Raw genomic sequence first — 21,742 nt, forward strand, 5'->3', positions numbered from 1 at the left:
AAAATAAAAAGATTTATCACAGCGGACCAACCTTAAAAATACATGCCGCTGCTTTCCAGCTCATCGATCAGGTCCCCCATAATATCGACGTTATAGGGCGTGATGATATATGTGCTGTTGGCAACTTTTTTTATTTTCCCCTCATTTGCGTATGCCACGCCGCTCAAAAAATCAACCAGACGACGGGCAACATCCTTATTGGTCTGCTCCAAATTGAGGACAACCGTGCGCTTATCTTTCAAATGGTCTGCGATCTCCGCCGCATTCTCAAAGCGGTCGGGCTTTACAAGAACAACAGCCAGTTGCGTTGTGGCGTTGATATTGACAACTTTATTGCTGCGGCGGGACGAAACCGTGTCGGAAGCGATGCTGTCATAAGCGGAAGGCGAGCTGCCCATCACAGGCTCTTCGCTGCGCTTACGGGGCAGTTCCTCCTCGAACTCATCTTCGATTTCCTCGCCCTTTACCCAATCGATAAAGCCTTTGATCGAACCCATACCAAGTTCCTCCTTACGTTTTAAGGCGAGACGATCTGATAAGGCCGCGCGCCAAAGATCGCCGTGCCAATGCGAACCATGTTCGCACCGCACGCAATCGCCGTTTCGAAGTCATTTGTCATACCCATAGACAAATAATCCATATTTACATTATCGTATTTTTTCGTCAAAATGTCAACAAATACTTGGTGCATTTCGGTGAAATAGCTCAAGTTTTTTGATGTTTGGTCAGCGATCGGCGGAATCGCCATCAGGCCGCGGATGTGCAGCGACTTTTTTTCACACAATCTGGAAACCGCGTCATCCAGTTCTTCTAGTAGCAGGCCGCTTTTGGCAGCCTCTCTGCCAATATTGACCTCCAGAAGAATATCCTGTCGGATGCCGCGCTTTTCCGCTTCCCTGGCGATCGCCTCGCCAAGGCGCACCGACCCAACGGACTGGATCAGGGATACTTTGCCGATCAGGTATTTGACCTTATTGGTCTGCAGTGTACCGATAAACTGCAGGTCAGCCCCTGCATAGGCATTCTGCTCGTATTTATCGAGCAGCTCCTGCACCCGATTTTCCCCACAGACGCGGATGCCACATGCGATAGCGGTGCGCACCCGTTCAGCGTCATTCATTTTGGACGCGGCAACCAAAATGATATCCTTCGGGTCGCGGCCGACTTTTTCCGCTGCGGTGTCGATCCTTTCCTGTACGGCCTGTATCCGGCTGTAAAGCTCGCTTTTTTCCTGTTCTGTCATGTTCTCACCACCATATTATTTTGCAGATTTTTACCGCGGACAATGATTTGATCCTTTGCAACCAGCGCGCCCGCATCCGTTGCGCTCTGCTCCACAACATAATAAGAATCTGTTTCGTACAATTTATGGATCGTTTTGAATTTTTCAACCGAGCCGCTTAAAATGTATACGCCGATTTCATTGCCATCCATGCGCACCGCCTGCTTGGGAACGCGCAGGCCAGTATAGGAGGCGATAATGATCTCTATCGGCTGGCTCCTCATAGAAACCATCTCACTGTCAAAGCTTGTCCCCTCCAGCACGACCAGAGCGGTTGCACTGTTATGCTCCTTGATGATGGAATATACCGATACCGGCGCTTCCATAGAGGCCTGTGTGAAGTTTATACGCAGGTTTTGCCCTTCTGTAAGCCGGTTCGCGTCTTCGGTGGAAACCTCTGAAACAAGATACCAGCTGAATCCCTGAATGATTTTCCCCATGGAAGAGGAATCCGCCTGTACCTTTCCCTGCTGCGTCAGCTCGTGGAATGTGTCGATTGTCAGCTCATCCAGCACTTCCGGAGTCAATATTTGTTCATACCCATCCACATTATCCGAAAAATAGCCGGAAAACGGTGCAGTAAGCTGGCTTGTCCTGCCGGAAAGCTGCGCGTTCAGGCTGTCCCGTTCGGCTGCCAGCGCATCCCGCTCCGCAGTAATTGCAGCGGTATCGATATGCCCTGATTCCCGCCGGAGTGAAAGGGTACGGAGGGAATCCGCAGAAGCGGACAGCGATATCCCCGAACCGCTGCGGACCTGGCCGGCCATCTGCTGCAGGGCAAGCGTAATCAATTGGTCAATCTTTGCCGAATCCGCTTCGTCGTTCGACGATTGCAGCGCGGCATCCAAAAGCTCAATTTTATTTTCCAGAGGCTCCAGCTGCCGGCTGATGGCAAGCGCCGCTTCATCCGCATAGATGGTTGCGAGCGGCGCGTCCTTCTGGACGCGCTCCCCGCTGTAAACGATATGTTTGGCCGATTCCCCCGTCCGTCCCTCGATGGGCGCTTCATCGCGGAAAAACCAACCGACTGCGTTAAAGCTGTCGTTGACCGAAACCTGAACGGCCGGCTCGGTTTCCAGCCCGCCGAAATAAGCGGAAAAGATTTCAAAAAACACATAGGCAAAGATAACGGCGCCGGCGATGACAAAGGCGAGCCGGTTTCCATAATTGCGGCGTTTCTTCTTTTTTCGCTGGGGAATTCTTTCTTCTTCCATGCTGAGTCCTCATATGTATTATTCCGCCGGCAGGTGCTCCTCCCTCTGAGTAAACAGATCGACACGCCGCTGCGGAATGATCGTTGATATTGCATGCTTATAGATCATCTGCTGTTTCCCATCGGTTTCCAGTATGACAATAAAATTATCAAATCCACGGATGATTCCGCGCATCTGAAAACCGTTTGTCAGGAAAACCGTTATCGTTTGTCCCTGCTGGCGCAGCACGCTCAGCATCCTGTCCTGCAGATTGATTTCGTTTCGCACAATGATTCCTCCAATAATTTACATTTTCTGGTATCATTGTACACCGAGTTTTTGCAGATAATTTGTCGCATCCTGTAATACGGAAGCAAAGTCCTCGCTATTATTATAATAAATCCAGTGGATGTTGTCATCTCTTTTTAACCAGGTAAACTGCCGTTTTGCATAATTTCGGCTGCGCTGCTTGAGGAGTGCAACGCATTCCTCGAGCGACTGTAGACCCTCCAGATATCCCAAAAGCTCTTTGTAGCCGATGGCCTGCGCGGCTGTTCCGGTCAGCGCGCCCTGCATCCAGAGGCGTCGTGTCTCCTCCAGCAGTCCGTCTATCAGCATTTGATCGACGCGGCTGTCGATCCGCTGATACAGCGTTTCCCGCCTTGCCGGACAGACGCCGATCTTGGCCGCCCGATACTTTGGCGCGGACCGTTTATGCAGGCGGTTCAATTGCTGGATCGTCATGCCGGTCTGTTCGTACACCTCAAGCGCGCGGATCACGCGCTTGAGGTTATTGGGATGAAGCTTGCCCGCGCTTTCCGGATCAACTGCGGACAGGCAGGCATGTACCGCCGCGTTCCCCTGCTCCCGCGCCATCCTCTGATATTTTTCCCGCACGGAAAGATCGGTTTCGTCGCCGGAAAAAGTGCTGCATTCTATCAGCGCGTCCATATACAGACCGGTTCCGCCCGCGACAATCGGTATCCTGCCGCGCGCCAGAATGTCCTGTGCCGCCGCATCCGCCAATTCCACATAGCGCGCAACGGAAAAAGGCTCGTCAGGCGCACAGATATCCAGCATGTGATGCGGAACGCCCTTCCGCTCCCCTGTGGTCGGCTTGGCTGTGCCGATGTCCATTCCCCTGTATATCTGCATGGAATCGGCTGATATGATCTCGGTATGCAGTTGTTCCGCCAGTGCAACAGAAAGCGCTGTTTTACCGCTCGCGGTAGGGCCGCAGATGCAGATCAGACGGTTTTCCATGGCTTTCTCCCTCATTGATTGACGCGCTTGAAGAGCTTATCCAATTCGTATTTCGTTAGCCGCACGGTGGTTGGGCGCCCGTGCGGGCAAGAGCGGATATTTTCGTCTGCCAGAACACGGTCGCAGAGGTCTTGCAATTCAATCTGCGTCGTTGCCCTGCCAGCCTTGATCGCCGCCTTGCAGGCGACCGTATGGATCAGGTCGTCCAGTTGGTCCGGCACGGTTGCGCGGCTGTTCATCGCCTTTTCAGCCAGCTCGCCGATCACGCTTTGCACGTCTCCGCTGTCCAGATAGGCCGGTACGCTGCGCACGGCAAAGCTGTTTTCACCGAACGGATCGATGGAAAACCCCGCTTTCCGAATATCGCCGAGCCGAGCCTGTATCGCCGCCGCTTCCTCTCCGGTCAACTCCACGATTACCGGCGCAAGCAGCTCCTGCTGCGGCATATCGGTTTCCGCGCGCATTTTATTGAACAGGATGCGTTCATGCGCGGCATGTTTATCGATCAGAATCAATCCATCCTTGTCCTCCGCGATCAGATAGGTCTGAAAGCATTCTCCGATCACACGCGCGCCAGTGTCAAGCGGTTCAAGGCGCGGCTCCTGCGGCGCGGGAGCGGTGGACTGCTGCTCCTGAGCTTCCGGACGCGATTCAGCGGCAGGCGCAGGCTCATGGACCGGATAGGGACGAAATGTGTGCTTCGGCGGGTCTCCCTCCCAGATGCGCGGCGCGGCAGCATAGCCGGTATAGGGGCGCGGCTTCTGCGCACGCGGCGGCACGGAAACCAAAAAGTCTTCCAGTTCAGGCGGTTCTTCGGCAGCGGCCTTGGATACGGGTGCAGTGGAAAAAGAGGGGGCCGGAACCGCGAACCGTTGCTGCTCCTGCGTCAAATGGTCCTCTCTTGGTCTGGCGGGAGCCTCCTTTTCCCTGTGTTCGAGCCGCGGCATATTGTCATTCGCCGAGATCGCGTTTTTGCAGGCAATATAAACTGCCTCAAACACCGGCTTTTCCTGTGAAAACTTTACCTCGGTCTTGGCGGGATGGACGTTTACGTCCACCGCTGCGAGCGGCAGCTCGAGAAACACCGCGCCGGAGGGATATTTGCCGGTGATGATAGCGTTGCGATAGGCTTCCTCCAGCGCGGCCTGCATCAAGCGGCTTTTGACATAACGCCCATTGACAAAGAAATGTTGCATCGATCGGTTGGGCCGTCCTGCGTGCGGCTTCACAATATAGCCGTATACGGTCATGCCGTTGCGTTCGGTTTTCGGCACTTCGATCATATTGGCGGTCATCTCCTTACCGAATACAGAAAATACCGGCGCAAGAAGCTTACCTTTCCCGTCCGTGGAAAATACCTGTTTTCCGTCCCGAATCAGTGTAAAAGCGATTTCCGGATGGGAGAGCGCGGCATGCTGCACCACGCCAAGGATATAGCCTGCCTCGGTGAAATCCTTTTTGAGGAATTTCATGCGCGCGGGCGTGTTGTAAAACAGGTCGCGCACAACGATTGTTGTGCCTTCCGGACAGCCCGCTTCCTCGTTTGCCTGTATTTCCCCTGCTTCCAGATGCAGATGGAGGCCGGCGAGCGCGCCCCCCTGGCGGGTGAACAGGTCGATGCGCGTGACCGATGAGATCGCCGCGAGCGCCTCTCCGCGGAAGCCCAGCGTGCCGATTGCGGCCAAATCTTCCTCTGTTCGCAGCTTGCTGGTCGCATGTCGGCGGAATGCGATGGGGGCGTCCTCCGCCGACATGCCGCAGCCGTTATCCGCGATGCGCAGATAAGTGATGCCGCCGCTTTCGATTTCCACCGTGATGCGGGTCGAACCCGCGTCGATCGCGTTTTCGATCAGCTCTTTGGCGACGGAGGCCGGTCGTTCGACCACCTCGCCCGCCGCGATCAGGTCGGCCAGATGCGGGGATAATTCATGGATAATTGCCATCGTTACTTCCTTTCAGGATACAAGGTCAAGCATAATAAGACACCCTATCAAACCAGCTTTTTCAACTCATACAGCGCGTTCAGTGCCTCGATCGGGGTCATTGTATCCACCTGAAGCGCGCGCAGCCGTTCGGCGACCGCGTTTCCGGAAAGGCTGTCCATTGTCATTTGCGGCACTTCGTCCTCTTCCGCGACCGCGCGCAGCTCGATTTTGGGCATGGTCGCTTCCAGGTCCGATAGCACGGCCTTGGCGCGCTTGATGACCGCGTTCGGAACACCCGCGAGCTTGGCAACCTCGATGCCATAGCTGTCATCCGCGCCACCGCGCACAATTTTGCGCAGGAATGTGATGTCATCACCGCGCTTTTTGACCGCGATGTTATAATTTTTGACGCCCTTTACCAATTCTTCGAGAACGGTCAGCTCATGGTAATGTGTGGCAAACAGGGCGCGCGCGCCTACCTTTTTCTTGTCAGCGACATATTCGATCACCGCGCGGGCGATGCTCATGCCGTCATAGGTCGAGGTGCCGCGGCCAATCTCGTCCAGAATCAGCAGGCTGGATTTGGTTGCATGCTTCAGGATATCCGCGACCTCGCTCATCTCGACCATAAAGGTGGACTGGCCGCTGGCCAGGTCGTCGGATGCGCCGACGCGTGTGAACACCCGATCGGCCACGCCGATATGCGCGGAGGAGGCGGGCACAAACGAGCCGATCTGCGCCATAATTGTGATCAGCGCGACCTGGCGCATATAGGTCGATTTCCCCGCCATATTGGGGCCGGTGATGATGGCGACACGGTTTTCCCCGCTGTCCAGCACTGTATCATTGGGGATGAATAGGCTGTCCGCCAGCATTTTTTCCACCACCGGATGACGTCCATCCCTGATCTCGATGCGGTCGGTAAAATCCACGACCGGACAGGTGTAGTTGTTGTCGCAGGCTACCTCTGCCAGCGCGCACAACACATCAAGCGCAGCGACCGCCTGCGCGGTTTTCTGAACGCGATGCACCTCGGCGGCGATCTGTTCGCGGATCGTTACGAAGACCTCGTATTCCAGCGTTGTCAGCCGCTCCTGCGCGCCCAGCACGGTGCTTTCGAGCTGCTTGAGTTCCTCAGTGATATAGCGTTCGCCGTTGGCGAGCGTCTGCTTGCGGATATAATCCTCCGGCACAGCGTCCGCGTTGGATTTGCTGACCTCTATGTAATAGCCGAATACGCGGTTATAGCCAATCTTGAGCTTGCTGATACCGGTCCTTTCACGCTCGCGCTGCTCGATCGCCGCGATCTTCCCCTTGCCGCCGGAGGCGAGGTCGCGCAGGTAATCGATTTCTTCATGGTAGCCAGCACGGATCAGGCCGCCCTCGCGCAGTAGGATGGGAGGCTCGTCCACAATGGAAGTCTCGACCAGCGCGCGGATATCCTCCAGCAGGTCGATGTTGGCCGTCAGCTCCTGCAGCATGGCCTGACCGAACAGCGCCGCCTGCTCCCTGATCGCAGGCAGGCACGCGATCGTGGACGAAAGTGCGCGCAGGTCGCGGCAGTTGGCCGTGCCATATGTCACGCGGCCGATCAGCCGCTCCATGTCGAACACCCTTTTAAGCGCGTCGCCCAGCGCCGTACGGGCGATCAAATCGTCGCACAGCGCCCCGACCGCCTGCTGGCGGCGCACGATTTGAAGCGGGTTGTACAGCGGCTTCTCCAGCCATTGGCGGATAAGGCGCGAGCCCATCGCGGTTCGTGTTTTATCAAGCACCCAGAGCAGCGTCCCTGTTTTTTCCTTGGTGCGCATGGTTTCACAAAGCTCCAGATTGCGGCGCGCGATCAGATCCAGTTCCATATACTGCCCCTGGTGGTATACCTCCAGATGATTGAGCGCGGCAAGGCTTGCCTGCTGGGTCTGCTCCAGATAGTCAAGCAGGCCGCCCAGACATTGTATGGCCCGAGGCAGGGCAGTCAGGCCCGCCGCATCGAAATCCTCTATGCGAAAATAATGGGAGATGCGCTCGGAAGCACGCTGCGCGTCAAAACAATCCTCCGGCATCGGCTCTACCAGCGCTTCCAGCCGTTCCTTCAAAAAAGAAAGAAGCGTTGCGTCAGCCACTGCCATGCCGCCGACCAGCACCTCACGCGGACCGAAGCGTCCCAGCTCGCTGAAAATATGCTGCCAGCTTTCCGAGCCGGTCGCATAGACCTCTCCGGTCGTGATATCCGCAAAGCATACGCCAATACCGCCCTGTTCCGCGTAGATGCAGCCAAGGAAGTTGTTGCGGCTTTCATCCAGCATTGATGCTTCGACGACCGTACCCGGCGTCACCCTGCGGATAATCTCGCGCTTGACCAGTCCTTTTGCCAGCTTGGGGTCCTCCATCTGTTCGCAAATGGCAATGCGGTACCCCTTTCGCACGAGCTTTGCGATATACCCCTCCGCGCTGTGGTACGGCACGCCGCACATGGGCGCGCGCTCCTCCAGGCCGCAGTCACGGCCGGTCAGCGTCAGCTCAAGTTCGCGGGAAACCAGTTTGGCGTCGTCGAAAAACATCTCGTAAAAATCACCCAGACGGTAAAAAAGGATGTAGTCCTTATTTTTGTTTTTGATTTCGAAATACTGCTTCATCATGGGCGTGAGTTCAGCCATTATCGTACCTCTTTCTACAATTTTCGCGCAAACAGGCAGCGAAGCGTTGTCTTTTCGATCTCAGCTTGGATAAATTCCCCAGTTTGGATACCGTCTCCGCATACGCAAACGAGCAGGTTCCCCTCCGTGCGCGCGGTATAGGGATAGTCGGGGCCTTTGGCCATACCGTCCACCAGCAGACGGAGCCGCTTCCCCTGATAGGCAGCCTGCCGTTCCGCGACGATCTCGTCCTGTACGCGGAGCAGCCGTTCAAAGCGCCGCTGTTTTTCCTCCGGCGTCACCGGATCCTCGTACGAGGCCGCCGGCGTGCCGCTTCTCGGGGAGTACAGGAAGGTAAAAAGCAGATCAAACCGCACCTCGTCGACCAGCGCAAGGGTCTGTGCAAAGTCCTGCTCGGTTTCACCCGGGAAGCCGACGATGATATCGCTCGAAAGGGTGATATCAGGCATCTTTTGCCGCGCGTCTTGGATCAGGGTACGATAGCTTTCCGCAGTGTAATGCCGGTTCATGCGGCGCAGAATCTCGTTACTTCCCGACTGGAACGGCAGATGCAACTGCTTTGCCACCTTTTCACAGTCCGCCATGGCGTCGAACAGCCTGGGGCTAGCATCCTTGGGATGGCTGGTCATGAACCGCAGCCAGAAATCGCCGGGTACGGCGTTCAGCCTTCGCAGCAGGCCGGCGAAATCGATATTTAGCCCCAGGTCCTTACCATAGGAGTTGACGTTCTGGCCGAGCAGCGTGATCTCCTTGTATCCCGCGGCGATCAGCTCGCGCAGTTCCCTTTCGATTTCCTCCGGCCGGCGGCTCCGTTCGCGGCCGCGGACATAAGGGACGATACAATAGGTGCAGAAATTATTGCACCCGTACATGATGGACAGCCACGCTTTCGCGCCGCGTGCGCGCAACACAGGCAGGCCCTCCGCGATATCGTCCTCCCCGCCGATATCGAACACGCGCTTTTTTTCCGTCAGCACGCGGTACAGCAGCGACGGGAACCGCCACAGTGCGTGCGTACCGAACAGCAGGCTAACCTGCGGATAGCTTTTTTTGATCTTTTCTACGTTTTTCTCCTGCTGCGCCATACAGCCGCACAGGGCGATGATAACCTCCGGCCGGCGCTTTTTCAGGTGGCTGAGCGCGCCGATATTGCCGAACGCGCGGTCCTCCGCATGCTCGCGTACCGCACAGGTGTTGAACAGGATAAAATCCGCCTCATCGGCATTGTTGGTCATCTCGTAGCCCATTTCGTGCAGCATGCCGCGGATGCGCTCGGTGTCCGCCTCGTTCTGCTGGCAGCCAAAGGTGTGCGTATAGGCGCGCGGGCGTTTGTCTCGGATCAGCCCCGCTACCGCATCGATATAGGTAAATTGTTTATCAAGCTGTTCTTTAGAAACAGTAACTGGAGCGGGCATTTTATGCCTCCTCTTATCGGAATGGGGTGCCGTCAGCCGTAAATACGTTCATGCGGTGATACGCGCTGAACGGGATATCGTACTGCGGCAGATACTGCCGGATCGCCCTTGTCAGGTATTCCGGACTCATGTTATTGTTGCCCGCGGCGGTGGTGACGACGGCGGTCACCTCGTCTCCGCTTTCGGAAACGGTTAAATCGCACATCAGGTCCTTCATATTGACCGTCTTTTCCCCGCGCTTGGAGCGCTTGATGATTTCGACCGACGGGCGACAGAACAGCGCGCGCACTGCGCCGGTAAAGCCTGCGGGAGCCGCATCCTCAAAGCCCCAGGTGATGCGGTACTGCGACCATGCAATCGCGCCGACCTTCATTCCCCCATCCTCGAGGGGATAAATCTCAATCGCGCGCAATCCCGCGGGGAACACGTCGTTGAGCGCTTCCACCGCGTTTTCTGGCACTACTTCGGAGGTGATATTGAAATCCAAGAATTCACACTCGCCCGAATAACCGGTTGAGAGCGGCAGGGCGACCGACACATAGGCGTGCTGGTTGAAGCCCTCGGTAAACCACAGCGGCATCTGACAGCGCGCCATCGCTCGCTGCATAGTGTGCATCAGGTCGAGGTGGGAAATATACTTTGCCCGTCCCTCCTTGGCAAATTTCATTCTGGCCTTAAACACAGCACTTCCCTCCCTTCAGCAGGGCGTTCGCGCCGCAGCCCGCGCATTTGTGCATGCAGTCGGGCGTGACCGCCGCTTCGCGGGACAGCTCCCATTCGCGCTTGAGGTGCTCCTTGCGTGTGCCGCAGCCGATGTGGTCCCACGGGAATATCTCGTCCAGCGGGCGCTGGCGGGACGCGTAGAACGCAGGGTCAAGTCCGCAGTCGGCAAAGGCCTGCATCCATTTTTCATAGTCAAAGCACTGATCCCAGCTGTCCATCTTGCAGCCGCGCTGCCAAGCGAGGTAAATCGCCTTTCCCTGCCGCCGGTCGCCGCGGGCGATCACGCCCTCAAGCACTGAAGTCTCGGCGTCGTGCCAGTTGTAGGTGACGTTTTTGGTCTTCATGATGACCTTCATATGTGCCTGCTTCTCGCGGAACTGCTCGAGCGTATCCTGCGCGTCCCACTGGAACGGGGTCTGCGGTTTGGGTACAAAACAGGAGGCCGAGGCTGTGATGCGCACGCCGCGCGCACGGTTATTGGTATTCATGCGCCAGCAGTAGGCCACCTTTTTGCAGATTTCCGCGATACCGTCCAGATCCTCATAAGTCTCGGTCGGCAGGCCGATCATGAAGTATAATTTTACATTGTTCCAGCCGCCCTGAAACGCGATTTCACACGCGTGCAGCACGTCCTCCTCGCGGATGTTCTTGTTGATCACGTCGCGCAGGCGCTGGGTACCTGCCTCGCAGGCAAAGGTCAGGCCGCTTTTGCGCGTTTTCTGCACGCGCTGCATCAGTTCGGCGCTGAAGCTGTCCGCCCGCAGCGAGGGCAGCGACAGGCTGATGTGCCGCGGCTCACAGTAGTCGAGCATGCACTCGGTCAGGCCGGACAGGTCGCCGTAGTCGCTGGTGGACAGCGAGGAAAGCGAAATCTCCTCATAGCCCGAGTTTTTGAGCACGGCCTCCGCCTGCTTCAGCAGCACCTCCTTGGACTTGGTGCGCAGCGGCCGGTAGGTATGCCCTGCCTGGCAGAAGCGGCAGCCGCGCGGGCAGCCGCGGAACAGCTCGATCATCGCGCGGTCGAACACGATATCGGTCGAAGGAACAACAAAGGATTCCGGATAGTACATGGTGTCCAGATCACTGACGATGCGTTTTTGCACCAGCGCGGGCGCGCCATGCGTGGGCGTAACGCGGTCGATGGTGCCGTCCTCGTGGTAAGCGACCTCGTATAGCGAAGGAACGTACATGCCCTCGATCTGTGTCGCCTGAATCAGGAAGGTCTGCTTGGTCCAGCCCTCGCGCTTGGCCCTGCGGTACAGGTCGGTGAACTCGAGCATGATCTCCTCGCCGTCGCCGATCATGAACAGGTCGACAAAATCCGCGAGCGGTTCTGGATTGTAAGCACACGGCCCACCGCAGGCGACCATATGTTTCAGCTCCGTGCGGTCTTTCGCCAGCACCGGCACACCGCCGAGGTCGAGCATATTCAAAATATTGGTAAAGGAAAGCTCGTATTGCAGGGTGAACGCGATGATATCAAATTCATAAAGCGGATCGCCGCTTTCCAGACCGTAAAGCGGGATGTCCGCCTGCCGCATTTCCTCCTCCATGTCGATCCACGGCGCGCAGATGCGCTCGCACCAGATTCCTTTCTGGTCGTTGAGCAGGCCGTACAGAATGCGGGAACCCAAGTGAGACATGGCGACTTCATAGGTGTCCGGAAAACAGAAAGCGAACCTGAGGTCTACGTCCTTTTTATTTTTCATCACTGATCCCCATTCGCCGCCGACGTAGCGCGCCGGCTTCTGTACGCGGGACAGGATGGCTTCCATCTTTTTGTGCAAGTCGTTTTCCTCCAAAACAAGATACAGAATCAGTATAACATAAATCGAGCAAAAAGACCATACCATCTTGAATCTGGCATGGTCTTTTTCTTTATTTGATGCCTAAAATGCGGGCCGCGTTGAGTACGGTCAGGATAGTAAGCAGAACATCTGCCGCGATTGCCTGCCACATGCTTGTCACGCCCAGGATGGTGAGCAGGACCAGGATCACTTTGATCGCCAGCACCAGCACCATGTTTTGCAGCGCGATATTGTGTGTTCTGCGGCAGACCCGCATGGCGTCGGAAAGGCGAGTCAGGCTGTTGGTCATAATCAGCACATTGGCGGCGTCCGCGGATTCCTGTGATCCGGCTACACCCATCGCCACACCGACGTCCGCCAGCTTAAGCTCCTCGATATCGTTTACGCCGTCACCCACATAAGCCGCCGTACCGTCCGTTGGGATCGTGCGGAGCAGGAATTCCATTTTCGATGCCTTTTCCTCGGGCAGCAGGCCATAGTGGACCGTATCGATTCCGACTGCGTCCGCGGTCTGCTGGGTAGGCGATTCGGTATCGCCGGTCAAAATGACCGTGCGCAGGACCCCTTGGCTCTTGAGGCCGGAAACCGCCTCCGCCGCTTCCGGACGGACGGTATCCTCAAGCACGATCGCGCCGGCATAATCGCCTTCATAGGCGACATAAACGACCGTGCCGCGGATATCCGGCACGCCCTTTACGCCGCGCGATACCATCAGCCGGCGGTTGCCGACAAGCAGGTTCCGGTTGCCGATGCGCGCGCGCACGCCCCGTCCCGGGAACTCCTCAAATTCGCTGATCTTTTGCGGCACGCTCTGATAAGCGGAAACGACCGCGCGGGCGACCGGATGCTTGGAGAGCTGCTCCGCAGCGGCGGCCAGCGCAAGGATGCTTTCCTGATTAAAATCCTGTGTTCCGTGGATCTCCTTGACACGCAGGTTCCCTTCGGTCAAGGTTCCGGTTTTATCGAAAACAACCATACGCAACTCGGCCATTTTCTCTACCGCTTCACTGCCCTTGACATGGATGCCCTTTTGCGACAGGCGGCCGCTTCCTCCCATAAAACTGAGCGGGACCGAAATTACCAGCGCCGTCGGGCAGCATACCACAAGAATCGTCAGCGCGCGGTAGACCCAATTCTGCATCGGGGTACTGGAATTGAAAAGAGGCGGGATGACCGAAAGGAGTATCGCCAAAACGACAATGACCGGAATAAAGCGCGCCGCGCCATGCATCACACTGTCCTCCAGAGAGGCTTTCCGGCCCGCCCCCTCCTCCTGTACACGCATGATCTGGCTGACCGCGCAGTCCTCAAATTTTGCGGTCGCCCGCAGCAGCAGCAAAGAACCGGTATACAGGCTGCCGGCCAGTACCTTGGCGTTTTTAACCACCGGTGCCGGCTCGCTGTCGCCAGTCAAGACCGTATCATCCACTATGCCTTCGCCGCGCAATACAATGCCGTCAATCGGGATGCGCTCGCCCGTCCGGACCAGAACAAAGTCGTCCACACGGACCTCGGCGGGTGTGACCTGCCGTTCTTCTCCCTGCATATTGACGACCGACGCCCGTTCTGGGATGAAATCAACCTGCTGGGAAAGCGACTTGTGCGTGGAACTGAGCACCAGATCGCTGATCATTTTGCCTACGCCATGCAGGATCAGGACCACGCTCGCTTCCGCGTGCAGCCCAAGCAGGAACGCACCGAACGAAGAAACCAGAATCAGCAGGTATTCGTCAAAATATTTCCCGTGGGTAAAGTTGCGCGCCACATTCGCGGCGATCGGCAGAACCGTGATCAGATAGGCGATCAGATACAGAATGAACGCGACCGTGTCGCTGGTACGCTGCAAAAGCAGCCCTAGCAGCAGGAAAACCACCGCCACTGCCAAACGGACCGACGTAAAGCGAACATCCATCATAGACATGGGCTGATAAGGCTCCGCGCCGCCGCGTCGCGCGTTTTCCCTGCGCAGGCGGGTCTGCTCCCGCCGCCGCATTCGGGCGTGATACCGCGCGCGTTCGATCAGAGACATGCCCTCTGTCTCATCTGGCTGCTCAGGTTCATTTTGCACCAGAGCAAGGCTTTCATCCAGCGGAGGAAGCGCTTCGGTATTCTCCTCTTCAGCCGTCTCCCTCTCGGGTTCGGGCAGTTCCTCCTCTTCCGCGGCTTCCGGCTGTCCCTCCTCAGGAACGTCCTCTTTCGCTTCCGGCTGCTCCTCGTCCTGCGGCAGTTCTTCCTGCGGCGCCGAATCTGTTTTTTTCCTCTGCCTCCTGCGGAGGAGTCTGTGCAGGCGCGGAACCGGCAATCGGTGTCGCTGTCAGCGGCTCTACCGGAAGCTCTGGAAAATCAGAAGCGCTTTCTTCAAGATCGGACAAAATATTTTCCACAAAATCGTCGGAAAAAGCGATCGGCCCTGCGGAAACCTGCGCCAGAAGCTCTTCCGGCGCGCCCATATTCTGCGGCGTTTGCCCTTCTTCACGATTTCCAGCCGGCTGATCCTCCGGCCGGTTTTTCTTTTCGTCCATCGTCTATCCCTCCTGTACATGCGCAATGCCCTGTGCCAAAATTGTCTGAATGTGGTCATCGCACAGCGCATAATACACGGTTTTTCCATCTTTCCGGCTCTTTACCAGACGCGCCTGCTTCAAAAAGCGGAGCTGGTGGGAAATCGCGGACTGGCTCATCCCCAACAGCGACGCAATATCACAAACGCATAATTCCTCTATTGCCAGAGCGGTCAGGATGCGCAGCCGTGTTTTATCGGAAAACGCCTTAAAAAAATCTGAAGCGGCCGATGTGATCTCATCTCCCGGCATCGTGCTGCGCGCCTGCCGTACGGCATCCGTATGGACGATATGCTCCTCGCAGCATTCCACCTCGGTTTGATTCTTTCTGACTGCCAACGAAACCCCTCCCGAGACACATAAGTACCTATTAAAGTATAGTATCATTCAAAAGCCAATCTGTCAAGAATACAGCAAAAAACCAGCCCGCCGGAGCATATCCGGCAGGCTGGCCGCCACGGCTTACTTTTCGGTTTTCGGATCAGTCATAACTTCCTTAAATGAAGTTGCCAATCCTGCAAGGCTCTGTATTTCGCTCGGAATAATGATTTTTGTCGCCTTGCCGTCCGCTGCGTTGCTGAACGCTTCCAGCGATTTCAACTTGATGACCTGTTCGGTCGGAGCAGCGTTGTTTAGGAGGGAAATCGAATCAGCCAGCGCTTTTTGCACGGTCAGCAGGGCTTCCGCCTCGCCTTCCGCTTCCTTGATTTTTGCCAGGCGGTTGGCTTCTGCCGCCAGAACGGTCGCTTCCTTTTTCGCCTTCCGCTACCAGAATAGCGGACTGCTTTTTGCCTTCTGCCACCAGGATGGATTCGCGGCGCTCGCGTTCGGCCTTCATCTGCTTTTCCATGGATTCCTGAATTGCCGCCGGCGGGATGATGTTCTTCAGCTCCACACGGTTGACCTTGATGCCCCACGCATCCGTAGCCTCGTCCAGAATCGCGCGCATTTTGGTATTGATGATGTCCCGGCTGGTCAGCGTCTGGTCCAGTTCCAAATCGCCGATAATATTGCGGAGCGTCGTTGCCGTCAGGTTTTCGATCGCTGCCATCGGGCTTTCGATACCGTATGTGAACATCTTCGGGTCCGTAATCTGGAAATAGACAACAGTATCGATCTGCATGGTTACGTTATCCTTCGTGATCACAGGCTGTGGCGGAAAATCGACGACCTGCTCCTTGAGCGTCACCTTGCGGGCGATCCGCTCAAAAAGCGGCACCTTAAAATGCAGGCCTGTGTTCCATGTGCCGCGGTATGTGCCAAGCCGCTCCACGATAAAGGCTTTCGCCTGCGGTACAATAACAATATTGCTGCCCAGAAAAACAATCAGCAGGATCGCCAAAACAATCCAAATCATCGGAACTAAATAAGGCATAGTGTTCTCCTTTACTTAACTGAATCTTTATCCAACCTTTTTACGATCACCTTGACGCCGCGGATTTCCAAAATTTCGACCATTGCGCCCTGCGGGACAAGGGAATCATCCGCGCTGCGTGCAGTCCATATATTTCCCGATATACGGACTGCGCCAGTTTCGCGGATATTGTCAATCCCCTCCGTTACGATAGCAGATTGACCAATGATGCGGTCTGCATTGGTCGCTTCCTTTTTGGTCTTGAGGAAGCGCCGGCAAAACGGACGGACCAGCAGAAGCAAAACCGCGGAGAACAAAACGAAGATGACCAACTGCGCGGACATCTCCAGCCCAATACTCGCGGCGATCAACGCTGCAACGCCGCCGACCGCAAACCAGATTGCCGACAGGTCCAGCGAAAAAGCTTCGACCGCAACGCCGATGATGATAACAGCCACCCAGATATAGAGACTGTCAACGCCAAAAATCATATTTACTATCCCCTCCTTTGCTCTAGTATATCATGACCGGCGGTAAAAGTACAGCAAAAACAAATGAGGGTCGTGTCCGTGCCTATGAAAAAATACTCCGACTTTAATTGTCGGAGTATTTTTTTAAACCGAACGGGAATTTGGATTAATACATGCCGCCCATATCCGGTGCAGCCGGAGCCGGAGCTACAGGTTCCTTCTTATCCGCAACCAAGCTCTCGGTGGTCAGCACCATGGAAGCCACGGACGCCGCGTTCTGCAGCGCGGAGCGGTTAACCTTGGTCGGGTCGACGATACCATTGGTGATCATATCGCCATATGTCTCGGTCGCCGCGTCAAAGCCATAGCCGACCTTGCCGGAATTCTTGACCTTATCGACAACGATTGCGCCTTCAATGCCCGCGTTGATCGCAATCTGTGCCATCGGCGCCTCAAGGCCGCGCGCAACGATCTGCATGCCGGTCTTTTCGTCGCCCTCGGCGGTCTCGGACAGCGCCTCGACTGCTGCGATCGCATTGACATACGCAACGCCGCCGCCGGCTACGATGCCTTCCTCAACAGCCGCGCGGGTCGCGTTGAGGGCGTCCTCGATGCGCAGCTTCTTCTCTTTCATCTCAGTCTCGGTAGCAGCGCCGACCTTGATGACCGCTACGCCGCCCGCCAGTTTAGCCAAGCGCTCCTGCAGCTTCTCACGGTCAAAGTCGGAAGTTGTGCGCTCGATCGCGCCGCGGATCTCGGCTACGCGGTTGGCGATATCCTGCTTGTCGCCCGCGCCATCCACAATCGTGGTGGTTTCCTTGGTGACCTTGATCTGACGCGCAGAACCCAGCATATCCATGGTGGCGTCCTTAAGCTCGATGCCGATCTCTTCGGAGATTACCGTGCCGCCGGTCAAGATCGCGATATCACGCAGCATATCCTTGCGGCGGTCGCCGAAGCCCGGCGCCTTGACCGCAACACAGGTGAACGTGCCGCGCAGGCGGTTAACGATCAGGGTGGACAGCGCCTCGCCCTCGATATCCTCGGCAATAAGCAGCAGCTTCTTGCCGGACTTAACAACCTGCTCCAGAATCGGCAGCAGCTCCTGGATGTTAGACAGCTTCTTGTCCGTAATCAGGACCAGCGCATCGTCCAGATTTGCTTCCATCTTCTCGGTATCCGTACACATATAGGGGGTGACATAGCCGCGGTCAAACTGCATGCCCTCGACAACCTCGGAATAGGTTTCCGCAGTTTTGGACTCTTCCACCGTGATTACGCCGTCGGTCGAAACCTTTTCCATCGCCTCCGCGATCAGCTGGCCGATCTCGTCATCGCTGGAAGAGATCGCACCGACACGGGCGATATCATTGGAGCCGTCAACCGCCTTGGAATTCTTGGCGATCGCTTCTACCGCCGCATTGACCGCCTTGGAAATGCCGCGACGCATGACCATCGGGTTTGCGCCCGCAGCCACGTTCTTCAGACCCTCTCGCACGAACGCCTGCGCGAGCACGGTCGCGGTGGTGGTGCCGTCGCCCGCCACGTCGTTAGTCTTGGTCGCAACTTCCTTCACAAGCTGCGCGCCCATGTTCTCATAGGGATCGTCAAGCTCGATCTCCTTAGCGATGGTGACGCCGTCGTTGGTGATCAGCGGCGCGCCGTACTTCTTGTCCAGAACAACATTGCGGCCCTTCGGACCGATCGTAACTTTAACGGTATCGGCGAGCTGATCGATGCCGCGCTGCAGCGCCTTGCGCGCGTCCTCGCCGTAAATAAGCTGTTTCGCCATGATAAATTACCTCCTCAAATTACTCTACGATTGCAAGAATATCGCCCTGACGAACGATGATGTAGGTTTCGCCGTCCAGCTTGACCTCTGTGCCGGTGTACTTACTGGTAATGACCTTCTGGCCCTTCTGGACCTCCATTTTGATCTCCTTACCATCGACAACGCCGCCCGGGCCGACCTCGATGATTTCAGCGACCTGCGGCTTTTCCTGCGCAGACGCGGTGAGGATGATGCCGCTGGCAGTGGTCTCCTCCGCCTCGATCATCTTGATAACAACACGATCAGAAAGGGGCTTGAGTTTCATAACGGGTTCCTCCTATAAAAATTAAAGTTGACTGAATCAGGGTTTAGCACTCTTTTGTCCTGAGTGCTAACTCGATTATTATATTACATCAACTCTTTTCGTTGTGCAAGAGTTTTTTTGGAAAAACTGACATAAAATTTATGAATTTTTTGTGAATCACTTTGACCCGTTTTCTCGTTTTTTAGCAGACGAATGCATTGAGTGCTTATAGTACATATGAAGCTCGCATTTGATCATGCCGTTATACAGCTTCCGCCTTTTATCCGCTGGCCGGCTGTAACAGCGCTCAAACAGCGGGTCCGAGCTTAGAATATACTGCTTCATCGGTGATTTCCCTGTTGCGCGTCCGAACGCACGATAGAGCGCTTCCGCCTGCTGCACATCGAGCAGCCGTTCGCCATATGGGGGATTGGCAAACACCACCCCTTCCCCGCTGTAATCGTGCTGCACAGCATCTACCTGCTCAAAAAACACCGTACCCGCAACGCCCGCTTTCCGTGCGTTCTCCATGGAAAGCTGGACGCATGCTGGATCGATATCGCTTCCAACAATCGAAAACCGCGCGCCGCCATCCGTCAGGTCGATGGCCGCTTCGCGAGCCAGCCGCCAGGCGTCTGCGTCAAGGCAACCCCATTTCTCCGCCTCAAATGACCGAAGCAGCCCGGGCGCGCGCCGCTGGGCGATCATCGCCGCTTCAATCGCAATCGTTCCCGAACCGCAGAATGGATCCAGCAGCGGTTCTCGTCCACGCCAGCGTGCCAGCTTGACCATGGCTGCCGCGAGCGTCTCCCGCAACGGCGCGGCGTTGCTGTTTGCGCGATATCCGCGCTTATGCAGCCCCAGGCCGGAGGTATCCAGAAATACCTCCGCTGTATCGCGCATAATGGAAAACTGTATCTGGTATTTCGCGCCGGTTTCCTCGAACCAGGATAGACCATAGGCATGTCCCAAACGTTCCACCACCGCTTTTTTCACGATCCGCTGGCAGTCCGGTATGGAGTGGAGCGCCGAATCAAGGCTGTACCCCTTGACGGGGAAGGACCCGTCCCTCGGAATAAACTGCTCCCAAGGCAGCGCGCGCACACCCTCGAACAGAGCGTCGAAGCTTTTCGCGGGAAACACGCCGAGACGGATCAGGACGCGCTCCGCACAGCGCAGGTTCAGATTGGCCCATGCGAGCGTATTTTCATCTCCCGCAAATAAAACCCTGCCGTTCTCGGCATGCACTTCCTCCAGCTTTCCCCCGAACCGAAGTTCGTCCGCGACGATCCCTTCCAGCCCGAACAGAGTCGGGCAGCACATGGTCAGTTCCATTCGATTCCCTCTTTTCTTCCGAAAAAAAGCCCCTGCCGCTGCCGGGCAGGAGCCGTTCTGTTGTACTTAATCTTATCCGTTCAGGGGTATTTTGTCAAGACGGTCTACCACATACAGACGTTTGGCATCTGTGGCTTTTCGATTCTGCGGGACAGATATCGGATCAGACGTATGCCCAACAGCCGCAGCACAACGACGTATAGAAGCCCTGCGCCGCACACTGTCGCCCCCAGTGCAGCAATATCATTCATGAGGTACTCTTGCAGAACAGAGTAGAAAATCCGCGTCCAGCAAAAAAGGGTAGCGCCGCATAGTAGCGGAACGCCAAAGCGGCGCAGCGGCCGGACCGCGAAGCCGGTATGCCGCTGCAAAATGCAGAAATTGATTAGAAACGCACCCGCGCTGGTCAGCAGCATGGCGAGCAGATAACCGTAAATGCCGAGTGTCGGCCGTGCGCACCAGCGATACATCAGGCAGAGCTGGACCAGCTCCGCGCTGACTGCCGTGACCACATTCAAATGCTGCAGCCCGAGCGCGTTCAACAGGCTGCCGGACGACATCTGGTAGTAACTGACGATTGCGACCGCTCCCAGCAGGGCTACATAACCGGCCGTCAACGGCTGGCCAAAGAAGAACTCGCTCAACTGCGGCGCAAGCGGAATCAGCACCGCTGTAGCAGGCAGCGCAATCAGGCCGACGGTGGAAACCGATCTGCCGATTAACGCCTGCACGCGCTTGATATTCCCGACCGCCTGCGCTGCGGTGACTGCCGGAAGCAGAGCGGTGCAGACTGAGCTGACCAGCGCCACTGGAAGAAGAAGCAGAGGCATCGCCATACCGGAGATTACACCGAGTGCCGAGAGTGCCTGTTCATAGGTCAGTCCGGCCACCATCAGCCGCTGAGGAAGCAGGACCGAACCGGCCGAGCTGATGATATTGCCGACCAAAGCCGATGCGGAAAGCGGCAACGCGATAAAGAAAAACTGCTTGCTTGTCTCTGCGTCGAGTCTTCCGGCGCGCTGACCAGCCGCTATATTTTTCTGGAACAGACGTGTCAGGAACAAAGCGCTGAACACTTCGCTCACCACCATGCCAGCAAAAATCAGCATAGCGATCGTTCCGTAATCCTCTCCCTGGTATTCATATAACAGGATACCGACTGATAAAATCCGGATCAGTTGTTCTCCTACCTCGGAATAGGCGGTAAACTGCATTTGTTCCAGGCCGATAAACAGGGACTTGAAGATATTCTCCACACCGGTCAGCGTGAGGCATAACAGAACGAACGGGAACGCCTTGGCGCACCGGATATCTCCCAGCCATCCGGCCGCGATCCTGTTTCCGAAAAGCAGGATGACCGCCGCGCAGAATGTACATAGTGTAAAAAAAACTGTGAACGCCAGCCGGAGGATCGCACCGATTTTTCCGCGCTCTCCCCTTGCCTCGCTGGCCGCGCTCAGACGGGAGCAGGCCATGGTCACGCCGGAAAGGCAGCCGGCATTGAGTACCAGATAGGCGGAATTGACTAGGCGGTAAACGCCAAGCCCCTCCGCGCCGGCAAAGTGGCTGAGGATAACGCGATAAAGGAATCCCAGCGCCTGCAGCGCCAAATTGCCGCAGGCAAGGATTCCGGCCGCATATAGAATCGTTTTTTTCTGAATCCGCACGGCATGACCCCATT

General features: G+C 56.3%; 18 protein-coding genes and 1 pseudogene. All 19 read right to left on the bottom strand.

The annotated features are described in order from the left end of the window. Positions 1-32: 32 nt before the first annotated feature. The 19 genes and pseudogenes from RX717_RS07850 to RX717_RS07940 all read right to left on the bottom strand — a co-directional run bounded on the left by RX717_RS07850 (position 33) and on the right by RX717_RS07940 (position 21,728). On the bottom strand, positions 33-497 hold the full coding sequence (locus RX717_RS07850; RefSeq protein ID WP_054325952.1) for a cell division protein SepF: 465 nt from the start codon (positions 495-497) through the stop codon (positions 33-35). 20 nt (positions 498-517) lie between these two features. Then, positions 518-1,243 carry a YggS family pyridoxal phosphate-dependent enzyme gene (locus RX717_RS07855; protein WP_107630499.1) on the bottom strand — a complete coding sequence of 242 codons (726 nt, stop codon included), beginning with the start codon at positions 1,241-1,243 and terminating at the stop codon, positions 518-520. Then, positions 1,240-2,496 carry an HlyD family efflux transporter periplasmic adaptor subunit gene (locus tag RX717_RS07860; RefSeq protein WP_107630498.1) on the bottom strand — a complete coding sequence of 419 codons (1,257 nt, stop codon included), beginning with the start codon at positions 2,494-2,496 and terminating at the stop codon, positions 1,240-1,242. The genes RX717_RS07855 and RX717_RS07860 overlap by 4 nt, the downstream gene beginning before the upstream one ends. 18 nt (positions 2,497-2,514) lie before the next feature. Continuing rightward, positions 2,515-2,766, bottom strand: a complete 252-nt coding sequence (gene hfq, locus RX717_RS07865; protein WP_199855207.1) for an RNA chaperone Hfq — start codon at positions 2,764-2,766, stop codon at positions 2,515-2,517. Between the two features lie 30 nt (positions 2,767-2,796). Then, positions 2,797-3,738 carry a tRNA (adenosine(37)-N6)-dimethylallyltransferase MiaA gene (gene miaA / locus RX717_RS07870; protein WP_107630497.1) on the bottom strand — a complete coding sequence of 314 codons (942 nt, stop codon included), beginning with the start codon at positions 3,736-3,738 and terminating at the stop codon, positions 2,797-2,799. Between the two features lie 11 nt (positions 3,739-3,749). Then, complete coding sequence (gene mutL, locus RX717_RS07875) at positions 3,750-5,681, bottom strand: DNA mismatch repair endonuclease MutL (RefSeq protein WP_107630496.1); 1,932 nt, start codon at positions 5,679-5,681, stop codon at positions 3,750-3,752. A gap of 47 nt (positions 5,682-5,728) precedes the next feature. Beyond that, on the bottom strand, positions 5,729-8,320 hold the full coding sequence (mutS, locus tag RX717_RS07880) for a DNA mismatch repair protein MutS (protein WP_107630495.1): 2,592 nt from the start codon (positions 8,318-8,320) through the stop codon (positions 5,729-5,731). Positions 8,321-8,334: 14 nt separating this feature from the next. Beyond that, positions 8,335-9,735, bottom strand: a complete 1,401-nt coding sequence (miaB, locus tag RX717_RS07885; RefSeq protein ID WP_107630494.1) for a tRNA (N6-isopentenyl adenosine(37)-C2)-methylthiotransferase MiaB — start codon at positions 9,733-9,735, stop codon at positions 8,335-8,337. A gap of 13 nt (positions 9,736-9,748) precedes the next feature. Further along, a complete protein-coding gene (locus RX717_RS07890; protein ID WP_054325945.1) occupies positions 9,749-10,417 on the bottom strand; it encodes a TIGR03936 family radical SAM-associated protein in 669 nt (222 codons plus the stop codon). Then, positions 10,410-12,233, bottom strand: coding sequence for a TIGR03960 family B12-binding radical SAM protein (locus RX717_RS07895; protein ID WP_107632108.1), 1,824 nt, complete (start codon positions 12,231-12,233; stop codon positions 10,410-10,412). Before RX717_RS07895 ends, RX717_RS07890 begins: the two co-directional genes overlap by 8 nt. Positions 12,234-12,336: 103 nt before the next feature. After that, on the bottom strand, positions 12,337-14,295 hold the full coding sequence (locus RX717_RS07900) for a heavy metal translocating P-type ATPase (RefSeq protein ID WP_316960185.1): 1,959 nt from the start codon (positions 14,293-14,295) through the stop codon (positions 12,337-12,339). A gap of 151 nt (positions 14,296-14,446) precedes the next feature. Then, positions 14,447-14,788, bottom strand: coding sequence for a hypothetical protein (locus RX717_RS07905; protein ID WP_316960186.1), 342 nt, complete (start codon positions 14,786-14,788; stop codon positions 14,447-14,449). A 3-nt stretch (positions 14,789-14,791) separates the two neighbouring features. Next, positions 14,792-15,166, bottom strand: a complete 375-nt coding sequence (locus RX717_RS07910) for an ArsR/SmtB family transcription factor (protein ID WP_242977793.1) — start codon at positions 15,164-15,166, stop codon at positions 14,792-14,794. Between the two features lie 123 nt (positions 15,167-15,289). Then, positions 15,290-16,184 (bottom strand): annotated as a pseudogene (locus RX717_RS07915) (SPFH domain-containing protein). A 29-nt stretch (positions 16,185-16,213) separates the two neighbouring features. Next, positions 16,214-16,672 (bottom strand): NfeD family protein, encoded by a 459-nt coding sequence (locus RX717_RS07920; RefSeq protein WP_054325941.1) that lies wholly within the window; start codon positions 16,670-16,672, stop codon positions 16,214-16,216. Between the two features lie 145 nt (positions 16,673-16,817). Next, positions 16,818-18,443 carry a chaperonin GroEL gene (gene groL / locus RX717_RS07925; protein WP_107630491.1) on the bottom strand — a complete coding sequence of 542 codons (1,626 nt, stop codon included), beginning with the start codon at positions 18,441-18,443 and terminating at the stop codon, positions 16,818-16,820. A 19-nt stretch (positions 18,444-18,462) separates the two neighbouring features. Beyond that, positions 18,463-18,747: a co-chaperone GroES gene (locus RX717_RS07930; RefSeq protein ID WP_054325939.1), complete on the bottom strand. Its 285-nt coding sequence runs from the start codon at positions 18,745-18,747 to the stop codon at positions 18,463-18,465. A gap of 156 nt (positions 18,748-18,903) precedes the next feature. After that, complete coding sequence (locus tag RX717_RS07935; RefSeq protein WP_107630490.1) at positions 18,904-20,061, bottom strand: THUMP domain-containing class I SAM-dependent RNA methyltransferase; 1,158 nt, start codon at positions 20,059-20,061, stop codon at positions 18,904-18,906. Between the two features lie 104 nt (positions 20,062-20,165). Continuing rightward, a complete protein-coding gene (locus RX717_RS07940; RefSeq protein WP_147573680.1) occupies positions 20,166-21,728 on the bottom strand; it encodes an oligosaccharide flippase family protein in 1,563 nt (520 codons plus the stop codon). Between the last annotated feature and the right edge of the window lie 14 nt (positions 21,729-21,742).

Origin of the sequence: Intestinibacillus sp. NTUH-41-i26 (assembly GCF_032769475.1) — a bacterium.
GTDB lineage: Bacteria > Bacillota > Clostridia > Oscillospirales > Butyricicoccaceae > Agathobaculum > Agathobaculum ammoniilyticum.